This window comes from Methylobacterium crusticola (genome assembly GCF_003574465.1).
In the GTDB taxonomy this organism is placed as follows: domain Bacteria; phylum Pseudomonadota; class Alphaproteobacteria; order Rhizobiales; family Beijerinckiaceae; genus Methylobacterium; species Methylobacterium crusticola.
In genome coordinates, this window is record NZ_QOWC01000059.1 from 25,424 (window position 1) to 41,816 (window position 16,393).

The 16,393-nt window shown below is 74.6% G+C and carries 14 protein-coding genes and 1 pseudogene; 10 read left to right on the forward strand and 5 right to left on the reverse strand.

Translation table 11 applies throughout. From position 1 onward, the window contains the following. Positions 1-12: 12 nt before the first annotated feature. Complete coding sequence (locus tag DT057_RS19130; RefSeq protein ID WP_128563697.1) at positions 13-1,248, reverse strand: GNAT family N-acetyltransferase; 1,236 nt, start codon at positions 1,246-1,248, stop codon at positions 13-15. Positions 1,249-1,370: 122 nt separating this feature from the next. On the opposite strand from DT057_RS19130, the gene DT057_RS19135 reads away from it, so the two are divergent. Then, a complete protein-coding gene (locus DT057_RS19135; protein WP_128563698.1) occupies positions 1,371-1,700 on the forward strand; it encodes a hypothetical protein in 330 nt (109 codons plus the stop codon). Between the two features lie 37 nt (positions 1,701-1,737). Here the strand turns inward: DT057_RS19135 and DT057_RS19140 are convergent, their stop codons facing one another. Beyond that, on the reverse strand, positions 1,738-3,072 hold the full coding sequence (locus DT057_RS19140) for a polysaccharide biosynthesis/export family protein (protein ID WP_162501448.1): 1,335 nt from the start codon (positions 3,070-3,072) through the stop codon (positions 1,738-1,740). A gap of 381 nt (positions 3,073-3,453) precedes the next feature. Between DT057_RS19140 and DT057_RS19145 the strand changes: the two genes are divergently transcribed. Next, positions 3,454-4,185 carry an exopolysaccharide biosynthesis polyprenyl glycosylphosphotransferase gene (locus tag DT057_RS19145; protein WP_128563700.1) on the forward strand — a complete coding sequence of 244 codons (732 nt, stop codon included), beginning with the start codon at positions 3,454-3,456 and terminating at the stop codon, positions 4,183-4,185. A gap of 140 nt (positions 4,186-4,325) precedes the next feature. Further along, complete coding sequence (locus tag DT057_RS19150; RefSeq protein ID WP_128563701.1) at positions 4,326-5,537, forward strand: glycosyltransferase family 2 protein; 1,212 nt, start codon at positions 4,326-4,328, stop codon at positions 5,535-5,537. 179 nt (positions 5,538-5,716) lie between these two features. Here the strand turns inward: DT057_RS19150 and DT057_RS19155 are convergent, their stop codons facing one another. Both DT057_RS19155 and DT057_RS19160 read right to left on the reverse strand, forming a co-directional pair. Further along, on the reverse strand, positions 5,717-6,658 hold the full coding sequence (locus DT057_RS19155) for a glycosyltransferase family 2 protein (protein WP_128563702.1): 942 nt from the start codon (positions 6,656-6,658) through the stop codon (positions 5,717-5,719). A gap of 2 nt (positions 6,659-6,660) precedes the next feature. Continuing rightward, the gene (locus tag DT057_RS19160; protein WP_128563703.1) at positions 6,661-7,308 is read right to left on the reverse strand and encodes a NeuD/PglB/VioB family sugar acetyltransferase; all 648 of its coding nucleotides are present in this window, start codon (positions 7,306-7,308) and stop codon (positions 6,661-6,663) included. A 368-nt stretch (positions 7,309-7,676) separates the two neighbouring features. Between DT057_RS19160 and DT057_RS19165 the strand changes: the two genes are divergently transcribed. Continuing rightward, positions 7,677-8,951: a glycosyltransferase family 4 protein gene (locus DT057_RS19165; protein ID WP_128563704.1), complete on the forward strand. Its 1,275-nt coding sequence runs from the start codon at positions 7,677-7,679 to the stop codon at positions 8,949-8,951. 342 nt (positions 8,952-9,293) lie between these two features. Here DT057_RS19165 and DT057_RS19170 read toward each other — a convergent pair whose 3' ends face one another. Continuing rightward, on the reverse strand, positions 9,294-10,082 hold the full coding sequence (locus DT057_RS19170) for a WecB/TagA/CpsF family glycosyltransferase (RefSeq protein WP_162501449.1): 789 nt from the start codon (positions 10,080-10,082) through the stop codon (positions 9,294-9,296). Positions 10,083-10,330: 248 nt separating this feature from the next. Here DT057_RS19170 and DT057_RS19175 point away from each other — a divergent pair, with 248 nt between their 5' ends. The 6 genes and pseudogenes from DT057_RS19175 to DT057_RS19200 all read left to right on the forward strand — a co-directional run. Next, positions 10,331-10,849, forward strand: coding sequence for an acyltransferase (locus DT057_RS19175; protein ID WP_128563706.1), 519 nt, complete (start codon positions 10,331-10,333; stop codon positions 10,847-10,849). A gap of 80 nt (positions 10,850-10,929) precedes the next feature. Then, positions 10,930-11,964, forward strand: coding sequence for a Gfo/Idh/MocA family protein (locus DT057_RS19180; protein WP_128563707.1), 1,035 nt, complete (start codon positions 10,930-10,932; stop codon positions 11,962-11,964). Further along, positions 11,961-13,076: a DegT/DnrJ/EryC1/StrS family aminotransferase gene (locus tag DT057_RS19185; RefSeq protein WP_128563708.1), complete on the forward strand. Its 1,116-nt coding sequence runs from the start codon at positions 11,961-11,963 to the stop codon at positions 13,074-13,076. Before DT057_RS19180 ends, DT057_RS19185 begins: the two co-directional genes overlap by 4 nt. Further along, on the forward strand, positions 13,060-14,079 hold the full coding sequence (locus DT057_RS19190) for an NAD-dependent epimerase/dehydratase family protein (RefSeq protein WP_128563709.1): 1,020 nt from the start codon (positions 13,060-13,062) through the stop codon (positions 14,077-14,079). Before DT057_RS19185 ends, DT057_RS19190 begins: the two co-directional genes overlap by 17 nt. Continuing rightward, positions 14,076-15,239 (forward strand): DegT/DnrJ/EryC1/StrS family aminotransferase, encoded by a 1,164-nt coding sequence (locus tag DT057_RS19195; RefSeq protein ID WP_128563710.1) that lies wholly within the window; start codon positions 14,076-14,078, stop codon positions 15,237-15,239. The genes DT057_RS19190 and DT057_RS19195 overlap by 4 nt, the downstream gene beginning before the upstream one ends. A gap of 929 nt (positions 15,240-16,168) precedes the next feature. Then, positions 16,169-16,393 (forward strand): annotated as a pseudogene (locus DT057_RS19200) (hypothetical protein); the annotation flags it as partial.

Here is a 16,393-nt window from a genome sequence, read left to right on the forward strand (position 1 = left end):
GCCCGGCGGGCCTCAATCCTCCTCGCGCCGGGCCTCCTCGCGCCGGAACGGCGTCGCGGCGTCGAGCTCGCGGGCGGCCGCCTCGACGTGGCGCGCCTCGCGCCGCAGGTAGTCGGCGATGGCCGCCCGCAGGGAGGGGTCGGCGATGTCGTGGACCGAGTGGGTGATGACCGGGCGGTAGCCGCGGGCGAGCTTGTGCTCGCCCTGCGCCCCGGCCTCGACGCGGCTGAGGCCCCGGCGGATCGCGAAGTCGATCGCCTGGTAGTAGCAGACCTCGAAGTGCAGGAAGGGGTGGTCCTCGATGCAGCCCCAGTTGCGGCCGTAGAGGGCGCGGTCACCGATCAGGTTGATGGCGCCCGCCACGTACTGCCCGGCGCGCCGGGCCATCACCAGGAGGATGCGCTCCGGCATGCGCTCGCCGATCAGCGAGAAGAAGCGCCGGTTGAGGTAGGGCCGGCCCCACTTGCGCGAGCCGGTGTCCATGTAGAAGCGGTAGAAGGCGTCCCAGTGCGCCTCCGTCAGGTCCGAGCCCGTGACCCACTCGACGGTGAGCCCCGCCGCCAGCGCGTCGCGGCGCTCGCGCCTGATCGCCTTGCGCTTGCGCGAGGCGAGGGCCCCCAGGAAGTCGTCGAAGGTGGCGTAGCCGGCATTGTCCCAGTGGAACTGCTGGTCGACGCGGTGCAGGAACCCGAGGGCGGCGGCCCGCTCGGCCTCCGCCTCCGGCAGGAACGTGACGTGGACGGAGGAGGCCTTGGTCTCCCGGCGCAGGGCCCGCAGGCCCGCCACCAGCGCGGCCGTGGCCTCGGCCGGCGCCTCGCCGGGCGCGATCAGGAAGCGCGGCCCGGTGACGGGGGTGAACGGCACGCTGACCTGGAGCTTCGGGTAGTAGCTGCCCCCGGCGCGCTGGAACGCGTCGGCCCAGCCGTGGTCGAACACGTACTCGCCCTGGGAATGGGACTTCAGGTAGCAGGGCGCGACCCCGACCACGCGCCCGTCGCGCTCCGCCGAGACGTGCAGCGGCAGCCAGCCGGTGCGGCCCCCGACGCAGCCGGATTCCTCGAGCGACGACAGGAAGGCGTGGGACACGAACGGGTTGTGGCTCTCGGCCGCCCCCGTCAGGCTCTCGGCCGAGAGGGCGCACCGGTCCCAGCCCGCCGCCCCGATCTCCGCGAGCCGCGGCACGACGCGCACCTGGAGGGCGCTCGCATCCGGGGTGGCGCCGCACCCTGCGTCGTTGGGAGTGTCCATGGAGTCCGGACTTAGGCCTGCGAGGCGCCGCGGCAATGCGGCGGCGCCTCGCAGGCCCCCCGGCACGAGCTCCGGACCCGCGGCGGGGCCTCGGGCGTTGACGCCGGCAGGACGGAGGCGGCATGGACGCGGGCATCACGGAGGCGGCCGGCACCGGCCCGACGGCGCAGGCCTGGGACGCGCGGGTCGACCGGCTGCTCGGGCGGCTGCCGCGGCGCATCGGCGACGGCATCGCCTGGCTGCGGGCGCCCGCGCGGCGGCTCGTGCGCATCCCGGCCGCCCTCCTGCTGATCCTGGGCGGCTTCCTGGCGATCCTGCCGATCTTCGGCCTGTGGATGCTGCCCCTCGGCCTCGCCCTCCTGAGCGAGGACATCCCGGGCATGAAGGGGCCGCTCGAGCGCGCCGCGCGCTGGCTGGAGCGCGCCTGGGCGCGCCTCGCCGGCCGCGCCTGAGGCCCGGGAGCGCCGCGGGGGGCCGCGGCGCGTGCCCTCAGTTCAGGGACGTGATCGCCCCGGTGCGCGCGGACGGCCAGGACACCGCCGGGCCGTCCGCCGTCGCCGGCTCGACGCTGATCGCGTCGCCGGGCAGGACCAGGGTGGTCTCCTCGGCCACGAGCTCCTGCGTGGCGGCGCCGGTCTGGCGGGTGATCCGCACCAGGGGCTGGACGCGCCGGGACTTGGCGCGGTCGGCCAGGAAGCGCGGCGCCGTGACCTCGGCCTCCAGCACCAGCCGCTCGGCGGTCTCCATGCGGGGCTTGAGGTGGTCGAGCAGCTTCTGCGTCTCGCGCAGCTCGGCCGTCACCTCCGTGGCCCGCCGGGCGCGCAGGTCGAGGATCGTGAGGTCGGCCCGGGTGATCGCCTCGCGGGCCCGGGACAGGTCGGTGTTGATGCGCAGCTTCTCGCTCTCCATCTGGGCCATCGCCCGGCCGGACGCGATGGTGCGCTGCTGGGTGGCCAGGCCGCGCTCGGCGAGCTGCTCGTTGCCGCGGATCTCGGTGGCGATCAGCTTGATCTGGGTGTCGGCGGTGGCGAGCTGGCCGTTCAGCGCGTCGAGCTGCTGGCGCAGGAAGCGCTTGAGGTCCTCGACCGCGTCGGCCTGGGTGGCGATGGCCTTGCGGCGCGCCTCGAAGATCGAGACCTCCCGCTCCATCAGGGTCGTGAGCCCGGCGTCGCCCCGGGACGCCAGGTCCTTCGGGAACTCGACCTTCGGGCGCTCGTCCTTCTCGGCGGAGAGCCGGGCCAGGCGGACGAGCAGCTGCTCGCGCTCCTTGTGCAGCATCACGAGGTCGCCCCGGGAAGTGATCGCGTCCCGCTCCAGGCGGAGCAGGACCGGGTCGACGGTGCGGGGCGGCCCGCCCGCCACCGCCATCGCCTTGGCGACGGTCAGGCCCGGCCGGAAGGCGTACTCGCCCGGCTTGTCGACGGCGCCGCTGATGTAGAAGGGCCGGTACTGGGCGATCTCGACCGCGGTGTCGGGCGCCTCGGCGAGGTCCATGCGGTCGCGCAGCCGCGCGCCGACGAGGCGGCCGACCTCCCGGGTCGGCAGCCCGGCGACCTGGATGTCGCCGATGATCGGCAGGGAGAGCGCGCCCTCCGCCCCGATCGTGAACTCGTCGTTGAGCGCGGTCCAGGCGTAGACCTCGTCGCGGCTCGCCCGCCACTCGAACACCTTGAGGCGGACCCGGTCCTGCGGCCCGAGCACGTAGCCGGGCGGCCCCTCGGCCCGTGCCGGGACGGCGAGGCAGGCCTGGAGCAGCACCGCGCCGAGCACGAGGCCTCCGCGCCACCGTGCCCGGGCGCCGGAGGGGGGGGTTGTCGCTGTCATACCGGGGCACCTCGTCAGTCCGGCGGCCGCGCCGGGAGCCGCCGGAAGCCTCGGCCGTCGGGCCGGCCGGCGCAGCATCCTAAAACGGCGTAGGCCGCCCCGGCCCGGCCGCGACCTGGGAGAGGGGGCTGGCGGCCCCGCTACCGCTGCGGGCGATGCGCTCATCCGGAAGAGGTAGCCGGCCCCCGCAAGGGCACCGGGTCGAGCGCACGAATTGCGAGAATCGAGTACCACCTTTCCGGCCGGTCCGACGCTGTCGCAGCCGCTTGGGTCACAGTCCAACGTCAGCCTAAGTCAGTCATGCCTTAAGTCTGTTGCGAAGTTGACCTTACCGTCACCCGGCAGCGTATCGTTAACGTCTCGTTAACGGCGGAGACGGCGATGGCCCCGGTTGCGCGACTGCGAGCTCCCGCCGACACGGACGGCGCGGCGCTCCTCGACGAGGCGCCCGCGCGGGCGCCGGGCCTGCCGTCGCTCGCGCCGGCCCCGCTCCCGGCCGGGTCGGCCCCGGCCCTGAGCCTGCCCTCCCGGACGGCGAAGCGGACGCTCGACCTCGTGCTCGCCGGGGCGGCCCTGGTCCTGCTGATGCCGCTCCTGGCGCTGATCGCCGTGCTGATCACGCGGGATTCCCGCGGCCCGGTGATCTTCCGCCAGAACCGCGTCGGGTTCGGCAACCGGCCGTTCCAGGTCTGGAAGTTCCGGACCATGACCTGCTGCGAGGACGGCCCGGTCGTGCGGCAGGCCCGCCGCGACGATCCCCGGGTCACCCGGGTCGGCCGCTTCCTGCGCCGCTCGAGCCTCGACGAGCTGCCCCAGCTCGTCAACGTGCTGCGGGGCGAGATGTCCCTGGTCGGGCCGCGCCCCCACGCGATCGCGCACGACGCGCAGTATTCCGGCCTCATCGCGGGCTACCCCGACCGGCACGCGGTCAAGCCCGGCATCACCGGCTGGGCGCAGGTGCGGGGAAGCCGCGGCGAGACCCCGGACGTCGCCGCGATGAAGCACCGGGTCGACCTCGACCTCGCCTACATCGAGAGCTGGTCCATCCTCCTCGACCTCGTGATCCTGGTGATGACCGTGCGCGAGATCTTCCGCACGCACCGGGCCTACTGACGCGCCCGCGAAGGCCGCCCGCGCCGGCAAGGCCGCGCGCCGGCAAGGCCGCGCGCCCGCGAAGGCCGCCCGCGCCGGCACAGGGCCGCGCGCCCCGGCCCCCGCGGCGGCCGCCCGTTCACCTCGAGGACAACCCCGCGATGCTCCTGATGGACCTGGTGTTCTGTGGCCTGGCGCTCGCGGGTGCGGTGCCGGTGCTGGTCTTCCTCGCGCAGATGCTGGCCTCGCGCCCGCCGGTGCGGCCGCGGCCCGTCCCGGCCCATCCGCGGCCCTCCCTCGCCGTGCTGATCCCGGCCCACGACGAGGGCCGCATCATCGCCGGCACGGTCGCGGGCCTCATGCCCGAGCTCGCGGCGGCCGACCGCCTCGTGGTGGTGGCCGACAATTGCCGGGACACGACCGCGGCGGCGGCCCGCGCGGCCGGGGCCGAGGTGGTGGAGCGCGACGACCCGGCGCGGCGGGGCAAGGGCTTCGCCCTCGACCACGGCCTGCGCTACCTGGAGCGCACCGGGCTGCCGGAGGTGGTGGTGGTGATCGACGCCGACTGCGCCATGCAGGCGGGCGGGATCGACCGGCTCGCGCGCCTGAGCGCCGCCACGGACGGGCCGGTGCAGGGGGCCTACCGGCTCACGGCGCCGCCGCGGGCCTCCTCGAGCCACCGGATCGCCGCCTTCGCCACCCTGGTGAAGCAGGTCGGGCGCCCGCTGGGCTGGAGCCGCCTCGGCCAGCCCTGCGCCCTCTCGGGCACGGGCTTCGCGGTGCCGGCGCGCCACCTCGCCGCCGCCAGCCTGGCGAGCAGCCACCTGACCGAGGACCTCAAGCTCGGGATGGATCTCGCCCTCGCCGGGCATCCGGCGCGGTTCTGCCCGCAGGCCGAGGTGACGAGCGTCCTGCCCGAGGGCGACGCGGCGCGCCGCTCGCAGCAGACCCGCTGGGAGCACGGCCACCTCGCGCTGATCCTGCCCTACGCCTCGGCCCTCGTCGGCGGCGCCTGGCGCCGGCGCGACCCGCGCCTGCTCGGGCTCGCCCTCGACCTCTGCGTGCCGCCCCTCGTCGTCCTGACCCTGGCCGAGGCCGGGCTCGGCCTCGCGGCCCTGGCCTGGTGGTGGGCCGGGGGCGGTCTCGCGCCCCTCCTCGTCGCCGGGCCGGCCGTCCTCCTGCTCGGGCTCGCCCTCGCGGTCGCGATCGGGCGCTGGGGCCGCGGCCTGATCGCCTGGCGGGACGCCCTCGCGCTGCCGGGCTTCGCCGTCGGCAAGGTGGCGATCCTGCTGCAATTCCTGGTGAAGCCGCAGGCCGAATGGGTCCGGGCCGAGCGCCGGACCGGCGGCGGGGCCGAGCCCCCGGCCGGGTAGGGGCGGGGCTCTCTCGGACGACGCCTCGGCGTTCCGGCCCGGACGCGGCGTCCGGCCCGGACGGGAAGCCCCATCCGGGCTCGGCCGGCACCGAGACCGCGCTCCCCGGTCGGCCCCCCGCGCGCGGCGCCCGCCGGCCGACCCCTGTCCGGCCCGCCGAGCGGGCGCGGCGCACGGGATCAGCGGGCGCGGCCCATGGACCGGCTCGCCGCGTGGAGCGCCTGGCCCGCCGTGAAGGTCCGGACCACGCGCTTGAGGTAGCGCACCGGGTCGGATGCCAGCGAGCAGTCCCGCAGGAGCACGCGCCGGGCGGAGACGGGGTCGCCGGCCTCGAGGAGCTCGCCGGCGTACTCGAGCAGCAGGAGGTTCCCGTAGCGCCGCGCCGTCGCGACGAGGGCGGGCGGCACCGCCCCGTCGCGGACCAGCCGCGCCAGGGTGCGGGAGAAGCGCGGCGGCGGCGGGACGCGGCCCTGGATCCGCGGGCGGGCGCCCCGGAGGCGGTCGCGGTGGATCGCGGTCGGCCGGGCGACGTACCGGAACGCGCCCTGGAGGGCGAGGCGGCACCACAGGTCGGTGTCCTCGCCGGCCGGCGCTCCGACCGGGAACAGCCCGGCATCGATCGCCGCCGCCCGCTCCACCATGACGGCGCTCGCGTGGACGGGGTGGCGGTGGACCGCGAGCGCGAAGGCGAAGAGGTCGGGCACCCGTCGGGCGGGCACGCTCATCGGGATGACCGGCCGGCCGCGGCTCTCCAGGACGTAGTTGCCGAAGATCGCGACCGCGTCGCCGAAGCGGGCGCCCGCGACCATCTCGGCGAGGTGGTCCTCGCGCCAGAGGTCGCCGGCGTCCAGGAAGGCGACCCACGCGGCCCGGGCGCCGAGCAGGCCGCGGTTGCGGGCCGCGGCCACGCCCTGGCGGCCCTGGCGGATCAGGCGGACGCGCGGATCCGCCAGGGCCGCCGCCGCCTCGGCGCCCCCGTCGGTGGAGCCGTCGTCCACCACCACGACCTCGAAATCCGAGAAGCTCTGGCCGAGCACGCCGGCGAGCGCCTGCCCGATCGTGCCGGCCCCCTGGTGGAGCGGGATCACGACCGAGACCCGCGGCGGCGCCTCGCCCCGCATGGTCAGTCTCCCCCGGCGCGGCGCAGGGGACGCGCCGGGTTGCCGACGACGGTCGCGCCCGGGGGCACGTCGCGCAGCACGACGGCGCCGAGCCCCACCAGCGCCCCGTCGCCCACCGCGACGCGCTGGCGCACGCTCGCCCCCGCCCCGACGTAGCAGGCGCGGCCGAGGCGCACGAAGCCGCTGACGATGCAGCCCGGGGCGAGCATCGCGCCGTCGCCGACGACGCCGTCGTGGCCCACGATCACGCCCGGCCCGATCCCCACATGGGCGCCGACCCGGACGTTCCCGCCGATCGTGGCGCCGTGGTGGACGCAGGTGCCCGCGCCGAGGACCGCCCGGGACGAGACGCTGGCGCCGGCATGGACCAGCGTGGCGAAGCGCTCGTCGGGCAGGCCCGTGCGGGCGACGATGCCGAGCCGGTCGCGGTGGCTGGCCTCGCTCCCGATGGCGTTGACGAAGGCGTGGCCGGGGAAGTCCTGCGCCCCGGCGATCGCGCCGAGCACCGGCAGGCCGGCGATCCGGGTGCCGGGGGGCTTCGCGTCGTCCAGGAACCCGACGGCGCGCCAGGCGCCGGCGCGGCTCTCGACGAGGTCCAGGATGTCGAGGGCGTTGCCCCCGGTGCCGAGAATGATGAGTGGACGCTGCATGACCCCGATGCCTGAAGGCCGCGCGGGGGCGCGTGGGCGGGCCCCGCTGCCGGCTGCCCGGAAGGCTACCGGCCCGGTGCCGCCGCGGAAGCCTCGCAATCGGCGGAAGCGGACCCGTCGAAAGCCGTAGCCCGGGGCGGGGGCGTCGTCCGTTCTGGGCAGCGCCGCGACCGGATTGCGCCGCTCCGGCGCGAGCGCCGCCGACCTAGTCTCTCCCCGGGCGGGGCCCCCCTCTGCCCCGGGCGGGCCCCCCGTCCCCGCGGGCGAAGCCCCGCCCGGGGAGAGGGGGCCCGCCGGGCTCCCGCCGCCGCCAACCCGATGCCCCGGCCGGCCGCTGAGCGCCGGCGCACCGCGAGGATCGCCGCCCGATGAGGATCGCCTACCTCCTCAACACCTACCCGATGACGAGCACCACCTTCATCCGGCGGGAGATCGAGGCCCTGGAGGCGGACGGGGTCGCGGTGCGGCGCTTCGCGATCCGTCCCTGGCCGCACGCCCTCGTCGACCCGCGCGACGTCGCCGACCAGGCGCGGGTGCACTACCTCCTGAGCGGGAACGCCGCGGGCCTCGCCCGCGCCCTCGCCCGGCAGGCGCTCCTGGGGCCCCTCGCGCTCCTCAGGGGCCTCTGGCTCGCGGCGCGGCTCGCCCGCGCCGGCGGCGGCCTCGTGCGGCACGCGGCCTACCTCCTGGAGGCGGTCTACCTGCTGGCGCAGCTGCGGACCGCCGGCATCGAGCACGTCCACGCCCACTTCTCCTCGAACGCCGCCGCGGTGGCCCTGCTGGCCCGCCGCATGGGCGGGCCGAGCTACAGCTTCACGGCGCACGGCCCGGACGAGTTCCTGACCGCGGCGGCCGACGGCCTGTCCCTGAAGCTCGCCGACGCGGCCTTCGTGGTGGCGATCTCGGATTTCTGCCGCGGCGAGCTCCTGCGCCTCGGCGGCGCCGAGCACCGCGACAAGATCGCGGTCGCCCGCTGCGGCCTCGACCTCGCGGAGTTCGTGCCCGCGGGGCCGCCGGCGGCGGCCGACCGGGACGTCGTCTGCGTCGGGCGCCTCTGCCCCCAGAAGGGCCAGGCGCTGCTGCCCGCCGCGGCCGCCGCCCTGCGCGGCACGGTGCCGCCGTTCCGGCTGATCCTGATCGGCGACGGCGAGAGCCGGGCCGAGATCGAGGCCGCCATCGCCCGCCACGGGGTCGCCGACCTCGTCTCCCTGGCGGGCTGGCGCAGCAACCCCGAGGTGCGCGCCGCGATCGCGGGCGCCCGGGCCCTCGTCCTGCCGAGCTTCGCCGAGGGCCTGCCGATCGTCCTCCTCGAGGCGCTCGCCCTCGAGCGCCCGGTCGTGACCACCACGGTGGCGGGCATCCCCGAGCTGGTCGACGCGGGCTGCGGCCGGATCGTGCCCCCGGGCGACGTCGGGGCGCTGACGGGCGCCCTGCGGGACATCCTCCTGGCGGATCCGGAGACGCTCGCCGCGATGGGGCGGACGGGCCGCGCCCGGGTGGCCCGGCACCACGACCTGCGCGACCTCTCCGCGACCCTGCGAGGCCTGCTCGCCGCGGCGGTCGCGCCCGGCCCGCGGGTGCCGGCCGACGCCGCCCCCGCGAAGGCCCGCGCCGCCGAGGCGGCGGTGGCCGCCGACGCCTGAGGGCCCGGCCCGGGCTCGGCCCGGCGCCTCCGCCCCGGCGAATCCTCAGCGCGAACCCGGCCCGGGCCCGGCGGCCTCGGGCGCCGCCGCGAGCCTTCAGGCACGCCCCCCCTTTCGCGGGCAGGGGCGCCTTCGCGGGCAGGGGCGCCTTCGCAAGCACGCGGGCCCGGCGCGGCGCAAAGCCCCGGCGGGCCGCCGGGAAAGGCGCCGGCGGGCCCGCAAGGCGCGTCCGCGGGACTCCCGCCCACCGCGAAAATCCGCCCGCCACGGGGGCCCGCCCAACGAGGAACGGCCGATCGGGGCGAGCCCGATCGGCCGTTTGCCTCCGGCGCCCCCCCGGGGTCAGCCCACGCTCGCCTCCTCCAGCCCGGCCTCCTGCCGGAACTGGAGGTGGAGGCCGCCGACCCGCAGGCGGCCCGAGCGGGCGAGGCCCGCGAACTGCCCGAGCCGCGCGAGCACGAACCCGGCGTCCGAGGCGTAGCGGCCGGCCAGGCGGCGCGGGTTGGTGGCGAGCCGCCAGACCCATTCGAGGCCGGTGCGGCGCAGGAACACCGGCGAGCGCCGCTGCACGCCGAGCTCGAACTCGAACGCGGCGCCGCAGCACAGGATCGAGGCCTCGGCGAGCCCGGCCCGGCGCATCCGCAGGGCCAGCATCTCGCTCTGGGGGGCGCCGACCGCGATGAAGATGACCTCGGGCTCGAGCGCCCGGCAGCGCGCGATGACGTCCTCCACGGCGGCCGGGTCGCGGATGAAGCCGAAGGGCGGCCGGACGACGTCGAGGCGCCGGCTCGCCATCACCCGGGCGGCGTCCGCGGGCGTCACGTTGCCCACCACCAGCACCGACTTGTCGCGCAGGGCGCCGCGGCTGCCGAGGAAGTGCACGAAGTCGCTCCCCGCCGCGACCGTCATGCGCCGGCGCAGGAAGCAGGTGTTCAGCCAGTTGCTGTCCAGCGTGACGATCGAGGCCTCGCGGTAGCTCTCGCGAAACTCGGGATTCTGCGCGAGCAGGCGCAGGTGCATCAGGTTCAGGGTGAAGATGCTGGTGCGCCCCCGGGCCAGGGCCTGGGCCAGAGCGTCGAAGCTCAGGCCCCGGACGATGCAGGTCGGTGCGGTCTCGGCGACAGTCGGCATGATGATGCTCCTTCGCGCGAAGTGTCGGGACCGCGGGGCGCCGCCGCCTAGACCGGAAAACGGCGTGCCGGGCGCGGACCCCGACCTTGCACGATGGGCGCGGACTCCACCCGAAGAGGTAGCGTGCCGCGCCCGTTCGCGCATCGTTCGGGGTGATTAGGGCGTACCGCACTCACTCGCATTGGCACGATTACTTGCCGGTCCCGGCCGCCTAGCGTCGACCCGGGATGCAGCGAGGCGAGGGCCAGATGCCGGTTGTGAACGCGGAGATCGACGGCTCCGCCCGCCTGCCCGATCCCGCCCTCGTGAACCTCTACGGCTGCCGCATCGGCGCCGGCACGACGATCGGGCCCTTCGTGGAGATCCAGCGCGACACCAGCGTCGGCGCCCGCTGCCAGGTCGGCACCCTGGCCTTCCTGTGCGAGGGCGTGACCCTGGAGGACGACGTCTCGGTCGGCCCCGGGGTGATGTTCACCAACGACCGCTACCCGCGCGCCCTGACCCTCGCCGGGACCCCGATGGCGGCGGGCGACTGGACCCTGCTGCCGACGCGGATCGGCGCCGGGACCCGGATCGGCGCCAACGCCACCATCCTGTGCGGCCTCACCATCGGGCCGGGCGCCCGGGTCGCCTGCGGGTCGGTGGTGACCCGGGACGTGCCCGCCGGCGCCACGGTGGCGGGCGTGCCGGCCCGGATCGTGGCCGGCCCGCCGGCCGGGTCCGCCCCGCCGGCCGGGGCCGCCCCGCCGGCCGGGGCCGGCCCCTGAGGCGGCCCCTCTCTTTCCGGGGCCGGCGCGAGAGCCGGCCCCTCCCACGCATCACGACAGACCAACCAGGCGGAGGCCACATGATCGGGATCGGCGTCATCGGATACGGATACTGGGGGCCGAACATCGCGCGCTGCGTCGCAGAGGCGGCCGGCTGCACCCTGAAGGCGATCGCGGACCCCTCCGGCGCCGCCCAGGCCCGGGCCGCCCTGCGCCACCCGGGCGTCGCCATCGACGACGGCTGGCAGCGCATGCTGACGGACCCCTCCATCGACGCGGTGGCGATCGCCACCCCGACGCGGCTGCACTACGAGATCGCCCTCGCGGCCCTGATGGCGGGCAAGCACGTCCTGGTCGAGAAGCCCCTCGCCCCCACCTCCCGCGAGGCCGCGCGCCTCGTCGCCGAGGCGGCCAAGCGCAATCTCGTGCTGATGGTCGACCACACCTTCGTGTACACCGGCGCGGTCCAGAAGATCCGCGACCTCATCGACTCCGGGGTGACGGGCGACCTGTTCTACTACGACTCGACGCGGATCAACTTCGGCCTGTTCCAGGACGACGTGAACGTGGTGTGGGACCTCGCGGTCCACGACCTCGCGATCCTCGACTTCCTGCTCGGGGCCGAGCCCCTCGCGATCTCGGCCAACGGCGCCGGGCACATCAAGGGCAGCCCCGAGAACCTCGCCCACATCACCCTCTACCTCGAGGGCGGCGTCACGGCCCACCTCAACGTGAACTGGCTCGCGCCGGTCAAGATCCGCCGCACGCTCATCGGCGGCAGCCGCCGCATGATCGTCTACGACGACATGGAGCCGAGCGAGAAGGTGAAGGTCTACGACCGCGGGGTCGAGTTCCACGAGCGCCCCTCCCAGGAGGAGATCCGCCGCATCCTGCCGGCCTACCGCATGGGCGACGTCTGGACGCCGCACATCCCGGTCAAGGAGGCGCTGATCACCGAGATCGAGCATTTCGGCCACTGCGTGGCGAACAACCAGGTGCCGCTGACGAGCGGCGAGAGCGGTCTGCGGGTGGTGCGCCTGCTCGAGGCCGCCTCGCAGTCCCTCGCCCAGCGCGGCCATCCCATCGACCTCGTACCCCTGAAGGCTGCGTCATGATCCCGCTCCTCGACCTGGAAGCCCAGTACCGGGCCGTGCAAGAGCCCCTGGAACGGGCGGTGCTCGACGTGATGCGCAGCGGCGCCTACGTGCTGGGCCCCCCCGTCGCGGCCTTCGAGCGCGACTTCGCGGATTATTGCGGGGTCGCCCACGCGGTGTCGGTCAACACCGGCACCTCGGCGCTCCATCTCGGGCTGATCGCCGCCGGCATCCGCCCGGGCGACGAGGTGGTGACGGTCGGCATGACCTTCGTGGCGACCGTGGCGGCGATCCTGTACGCCGGCGCCACCCCGGTGATCGTCGACGTCGATCCCCACACCTACACGATGGACCCGGCCGCCTTCGAGGCGGCCATCACCCCGCGCACCCGCGCGGTGGTGCCGGTCCACCTGCACGGGCGCCTCGCCGACATGGCGGCGATCGGCGCCATCGCCGATCGCCACGGCATCATGGTGATCGAGGACGCCGCCCAGGCCCACGGCGCCGAGCAGCACGGGCGGCGCGCGGGCGGCTTCGGGACCGTCGGCTGCTTCAGCTTCTACCCGGGCAAGAACCTCGGCGCCTGCGGGGAGGGCGGGGCGGTCGTGACCGACGACCCGCGCATCGCCGAGGAGATCCGCTCCCTGCGCGACTGGGGGCAGGAGGGCCGCTACAACCACGTCCGGGCCGGGTTCAACTACCGGCTCGACACCGTGCAGGCGGCCGCCCTCGGGGTGAAGCTGCCGTTCCTGGCGGGCTGGACGCTGGCCCGGCGCCGGGCGGCGGCGCGCTACGACGCGCTGCTGGCGCAGGCGGGCCTCAGGGCCCCGAAGCCCGGCGGGCGCGAGCACGTCTACCACGTCTACGCCGTGCGGGTGCCCGACCGCGACGCCGTCCGGGCCCGGATGCTCGAGGACGGGGTCGCGACCGGCATCCACTACCCGCGCCCGGTGCACCACCAGCCGGCCTACGCCGACAAGGTGGTGCTCGGCGGCCCCTGCCCCGTGGCCGAGGCGCTCGCCGGGGAGTGGCTGTCGCTGCCGCTCTTCCCCGAGATCACCGACACGCAGATCGCGACGGTCGTCGCGTCCCTGACCCGCAGCCTGGGAGACCGATATGCTGAAGCGGTTTGAGTCGATGCCGCGGCGGCTCGATCGGGTCCTCGTCACCGGCGGGGCCGGTTTCGTGGGCTCCCACATCGTCGACCTCCTGGTGGCCCGGGGCTGCCGCGAGATCGTGGTGGTGGACAACCTGGTGCGCGGGCGGACCGAGAACCTGGCCGGGCCGCTCGCCTCCGGGGCCGTGAAGCTCGTGGTCGGCGACATCCGCGACCGCGACCTGATGGCCGGGCTGGTGGCGGGCTGCGACACGGTCTTCCACCAGGCGGCCCTGCGCATCACCCACTGCGCGGCCGAGCCGCGGGAGGCCATCACGGTGATGGTCGACGCCACCTCCGACCTGATGCAGCTCTGCGTCGAGGAGAAGGTCGGCAAGGTGGTGTTCGCCTCCTCGGCCTCCGTCTACGGCATGGCCGACACCTTCCCGACGCCCGAGTCGCAGGCCCCCTACGGCAACCGCACGCTCTACGGCGCGGCGAAGAGTTTCGGGGAGGGGCTGCTGCGCTCCTTCCACGACATGTACGGCCTCGACTACGTGGCCCTGCGCTACTTCAACGTCTACGGCCCGCGCATGGACCTGCACGGGCGCTACACCGAGGTGCTGATCCGCTGGATGGAGCGGATCGCCCGGGGCGACCCGCCGCTGATCTTCGGCGACGGCCTCCAGACCATGGACTTCGTCGACGTGCGCGACATCGCCCGGGCCAACATCCTGGCGGCCGTCTCGACCGAGACCGACCTCGTCCTCAACGTCGGGCGGGGCGAGGAGACCTCCCTGATGGACCTGGCGCTCCGCCTCGCCACCGTCATGGGGCGGCCGGACCTCGTCCCGGTCCACGAGGCCGAGCGCAGCGTCAACCCGGTGCCCCGGCGCCTGGCCGACGTCTCCCTCGCCCGGGACCGGATCGGGTTCACGGCCGAGACCGGCCTCGCCGAGGGCCTCGACGCCCTCGTGGCCTGGTGGCGGGCGAGCCGCGCCGCCGACACCGCCCCTCTCGCCCTGGACCTCGCCTCATGATCCCGATCATCAAGCCCGTGATGGGCGAGCCCGAGGCCGAGGCCGCCGCCGCGGTGATCCGCTCCGGCTGGCTCACGCAGGGTCCCCAGGTCGCCGCCTTCGAGGGGGAGTTCGCGCGCGCGGTCGGGGCCGACCACGCCTGCGCGGTCTCGAACTGCACGACGGCGCTGCACCTCGCCCTCCTCGCCGCCGGGGTGGGCCCGGGCGACGAGGTGATCACCGTCAGCCACACCTTCATCGCCTGCGCCAACGTGATCCGGCAGTGCGGCGCCCTGCCGGTGTTCGTGGACATCGACCCGCTCACCTTCACGATGGACCCCGACCGGGTCGAGGCGGCGATCACGCCGCGGACCCGGACCATCCTGTGCGTGCACCAGATCGGCATGCCCTGCGACATGGCCCGCCTGATGCCGATCGCGCGCCGGCACGGCCTCACGGTGGTGGAGGACGCGGCCTGCGCCATCGGCTCGGAGATCCACGTCGACGGCCAGTGGGAGCGGATCGGGCGCCCCATCGGCGACGTCGCGTGCTTCTCCCTGCACCCGCGCAAGCTCCTCACCACGGGCGAGGGCGGGATGCTGGTGACGCGCCACGCCGAGTGGGACCGCCTCTTCCGCCTCTGGCGCCAGCACGGCATGAGCGTCTCCGACGTCGCCCGGCACGGCATGAGCGCGGTGGTGTTCGAGGACTACCCGACGGCCGGCTTCAACTACCGGATGACCGACATCCAGGCGGCGGTCGGCCGCGAGCAGCTCAAGCGCCTCGACGCCATGGTGGCGGAGCGGCGCCGGCTCGCCGACGCGTACCGCGACGCCCTGGCGGAGGTGCCGGGGGTGAGCCCCCCCGCCGAGCCCGACTGGGCCCGGACCAACTGGCAGAGCTACTGCGTGGGGCTGCCGCCCGGGAGCGACCAGGTCCGGGTGATGCAGGGGATGCTCGACCGCGGCATCGCGACCCGCCGCGGCGTGATGTGCATCCACCTCGAGCCGGCCTACGCCGACCTCGAGCAGCGGTTCCGGCTGCCGCACTCCGAGGCGGCCCGCGACCGCTGCATCCTGCTGCCGCTCTTCCCCGGCATGTCCGAGGCGGTGGTCCGGCAGATCGCGGGCGCCCTCGACGAGGTCCTGGACCGCCGGCCGGTCCTGTCGCGCACCGCCTGAGGCCCCCAAGGGCCCGGCCGATCCCGATCCCCGGGTAATCGGCCGGGCCACGACCCGGCCGATCCCAATCCTGCCGGGCATCGCCCGGGCCGCGGCCCGGCGGCTAAGCGCATGGCAACTCTGTTAATTTACCGTCAAAAATTATCTTTTGATATAGATCGCATTCTTTCATTGTGGCGTTAGTCACGGCTCGCGAGACGCGAAGAACCGATACTGCTTTGATCAATTGCATACATCGTTTGATGGAGGATCGACCGGAGCAAGCCTTGTCCTGAGGATGCCCACCAGGCGCCGCGGGCGCGCGATCCCCGGCCTCATACAGGCCATGCCCGCATCGAGCCAGACCTGATTTCCCCGACGCGATGGCGGGAACGGACCTGGCGGCACTCGTCCTGTTCGCCGGCGCGCTGCCGGACAGGAGCACGGTCGCCCCCGGCGCGCGCCGCGGCAGGCTGCCGCCCCGACCCTCACCGGCCAGATCCGCGAACCTGTTCCTCGAGCGAGAGCCTGAGGAGCGGGGTGTTTCGCGTCCCTCAGCCCGGCGGGGACTACGCCTTTTTGTCAATCGAGATCCACTTTATGCACCCGTGCCGCGGGCATCGTCAGCAGTTCTACACATCTTGATTCAGCGGAATCCGGTCAAATTCGGCGAAATTTAGTTCTAACATCTGTAGCCATTGGACTGTTTCCGCTCTATTATGCCAGCAACAGTAACCGAGTGAGGTAGGTCGAACCGATTGGTCATCCTGCAGCAGCGACCCCATCGATCGAACAGCGCGCAGGACGAGTCCACTCGAAAACGACCTCGGCATCGAAGCAGAATGGATGAGCAGGCCTGTCGCGGACAAGCCTGCGGTGCGGTCCCGGGACAACCTGGGCCGTGCGGACAAGCAACAACAAGATACTCGCACGAGTCATGGAGGTGAAGGATGTCGACGTCTGCGCTGGTTGATTACAGCCTCGCCCCGAGAGGCCGCGGCCTCGTCGGGATGCCCGAAGCGACGCCTGCGTGCGAACCGGACGAGGATGCCGACACCCGCCCCGCCATCGTGATCATCGAACCGCGCCAGCTCGTGCGCGAGTGCCTCAGCAACTGCCTGGCCGAGGCCATCCCGGACCACCGGATCGTCACCTACGCGTCGATCGACGCCTGG

What these genes read in the sequence shown, in the direction of transcription:
- DT057_RS19165 (WP_128563704.1), top strand. Translation starts at nt 7,677, where the DNA reads ATGAGGATCGCCTACCTCCTCAACACCTACCCGATGACGAGCACCACC.
- DT057_RS19185 (WP_128563708.1), top strand. Translation starts at nt 11,961, where the DNA reads ATGATCCCGCTCCTCGACCTGGAAGCCCAGTACCGGGCCGTGCAAGAG.
- DT057_RS19160 (WP_128563703.1), bottom strand. Translation starts at nt 7,308, where the DNA reads ATGCAGCGTCCACTCATCATTCTCGGCACCGGGGGCAACGCCCTCGAC.
- DT057_RS19135 (WP_128563698.1), top strand. Translation starts at nt 1,371, where the DNA reads ATGGACGCGGGCATCACGGAGGCGGCCGGCACCGGCCCGACGGCGCAG.
- DT057_RS19150 (WP_128563701.1), top strand. Translation starts at nt 4,326, where the DNA reads ATGCTCCTGATGGACCTGGTGTTCTGTGGCCTGGCGCTCGCGGGTGCG.
- DT057_RS19175 (WP_128563706.1), top strand. Translation starts at nt 10,331, where the DNA reads ATGCCGGTTGTGAACGCGGAGATCGACGGCTCCGCCCGCCTGCCCGAT.
- DT057_RS19155 (WP_128563702.1), bottom strand. Translation starts at nt 6,658, where the DNA reads ATGCGGGGCGAGGCGCCGCCGCGGGTCTCGGTCGTGATCCCGCTCCAC.
- DT057_RS19145 (WP_128563700.1), top strand. Translation starts at nt 3,454, where the DNA reads ATGGCCCCGGTTGCGCGACTGCGAGCTCCCGCCGACACGGACGGCGCG.
- DT057_RS19130 (WP_128563697.1), bottom strand. Translation starts at nt 1,248, where the DNA reads ATGGACACTCCCAACGACGCAGGGTGCGGCGCCACCCCGGATGCGAGC.
- DT057_RS19190 (WP_128563709.1), top strand. Translation starts at nt 13,060, where the DNA reads ATGCTGAAGCGGTTTGAGTCGATGCCGCGGCGGCTCGATCGGGTCCTC.
- DT057_RS19140 (WP_162501448.1), bottom strand. Translation starts at nt 3,072, where the DNA reads ATGACAGCGACAACCCCCCCCTCCGGCGCCCGGGCACGGTGGCGCGGA.
- DT057_RS19195 (WP_128563710.1), top strand. Translation starts at nt 14,076, where the DNA reads ATGATCCCGATCATCAAGCCCGTGATGGGCGAGCCCGAGGCCGAGGCC.
- DT057_RS19170 (WP_162501449.1), bottom strand. Translation starts at nt 10,082, where the DNA reads ATGCCGACTGTCGCCGAGACCGCACCGACCTGCATCGTCCGGGGCCTG.
- DT057_RS19180 (WP_128563707.1), top strand. Translation starts at nt 10,930, where the DNA reads ATGATCGGGATCGGCGTCATCGGATACGGATACTGGGGGCCGAACATC.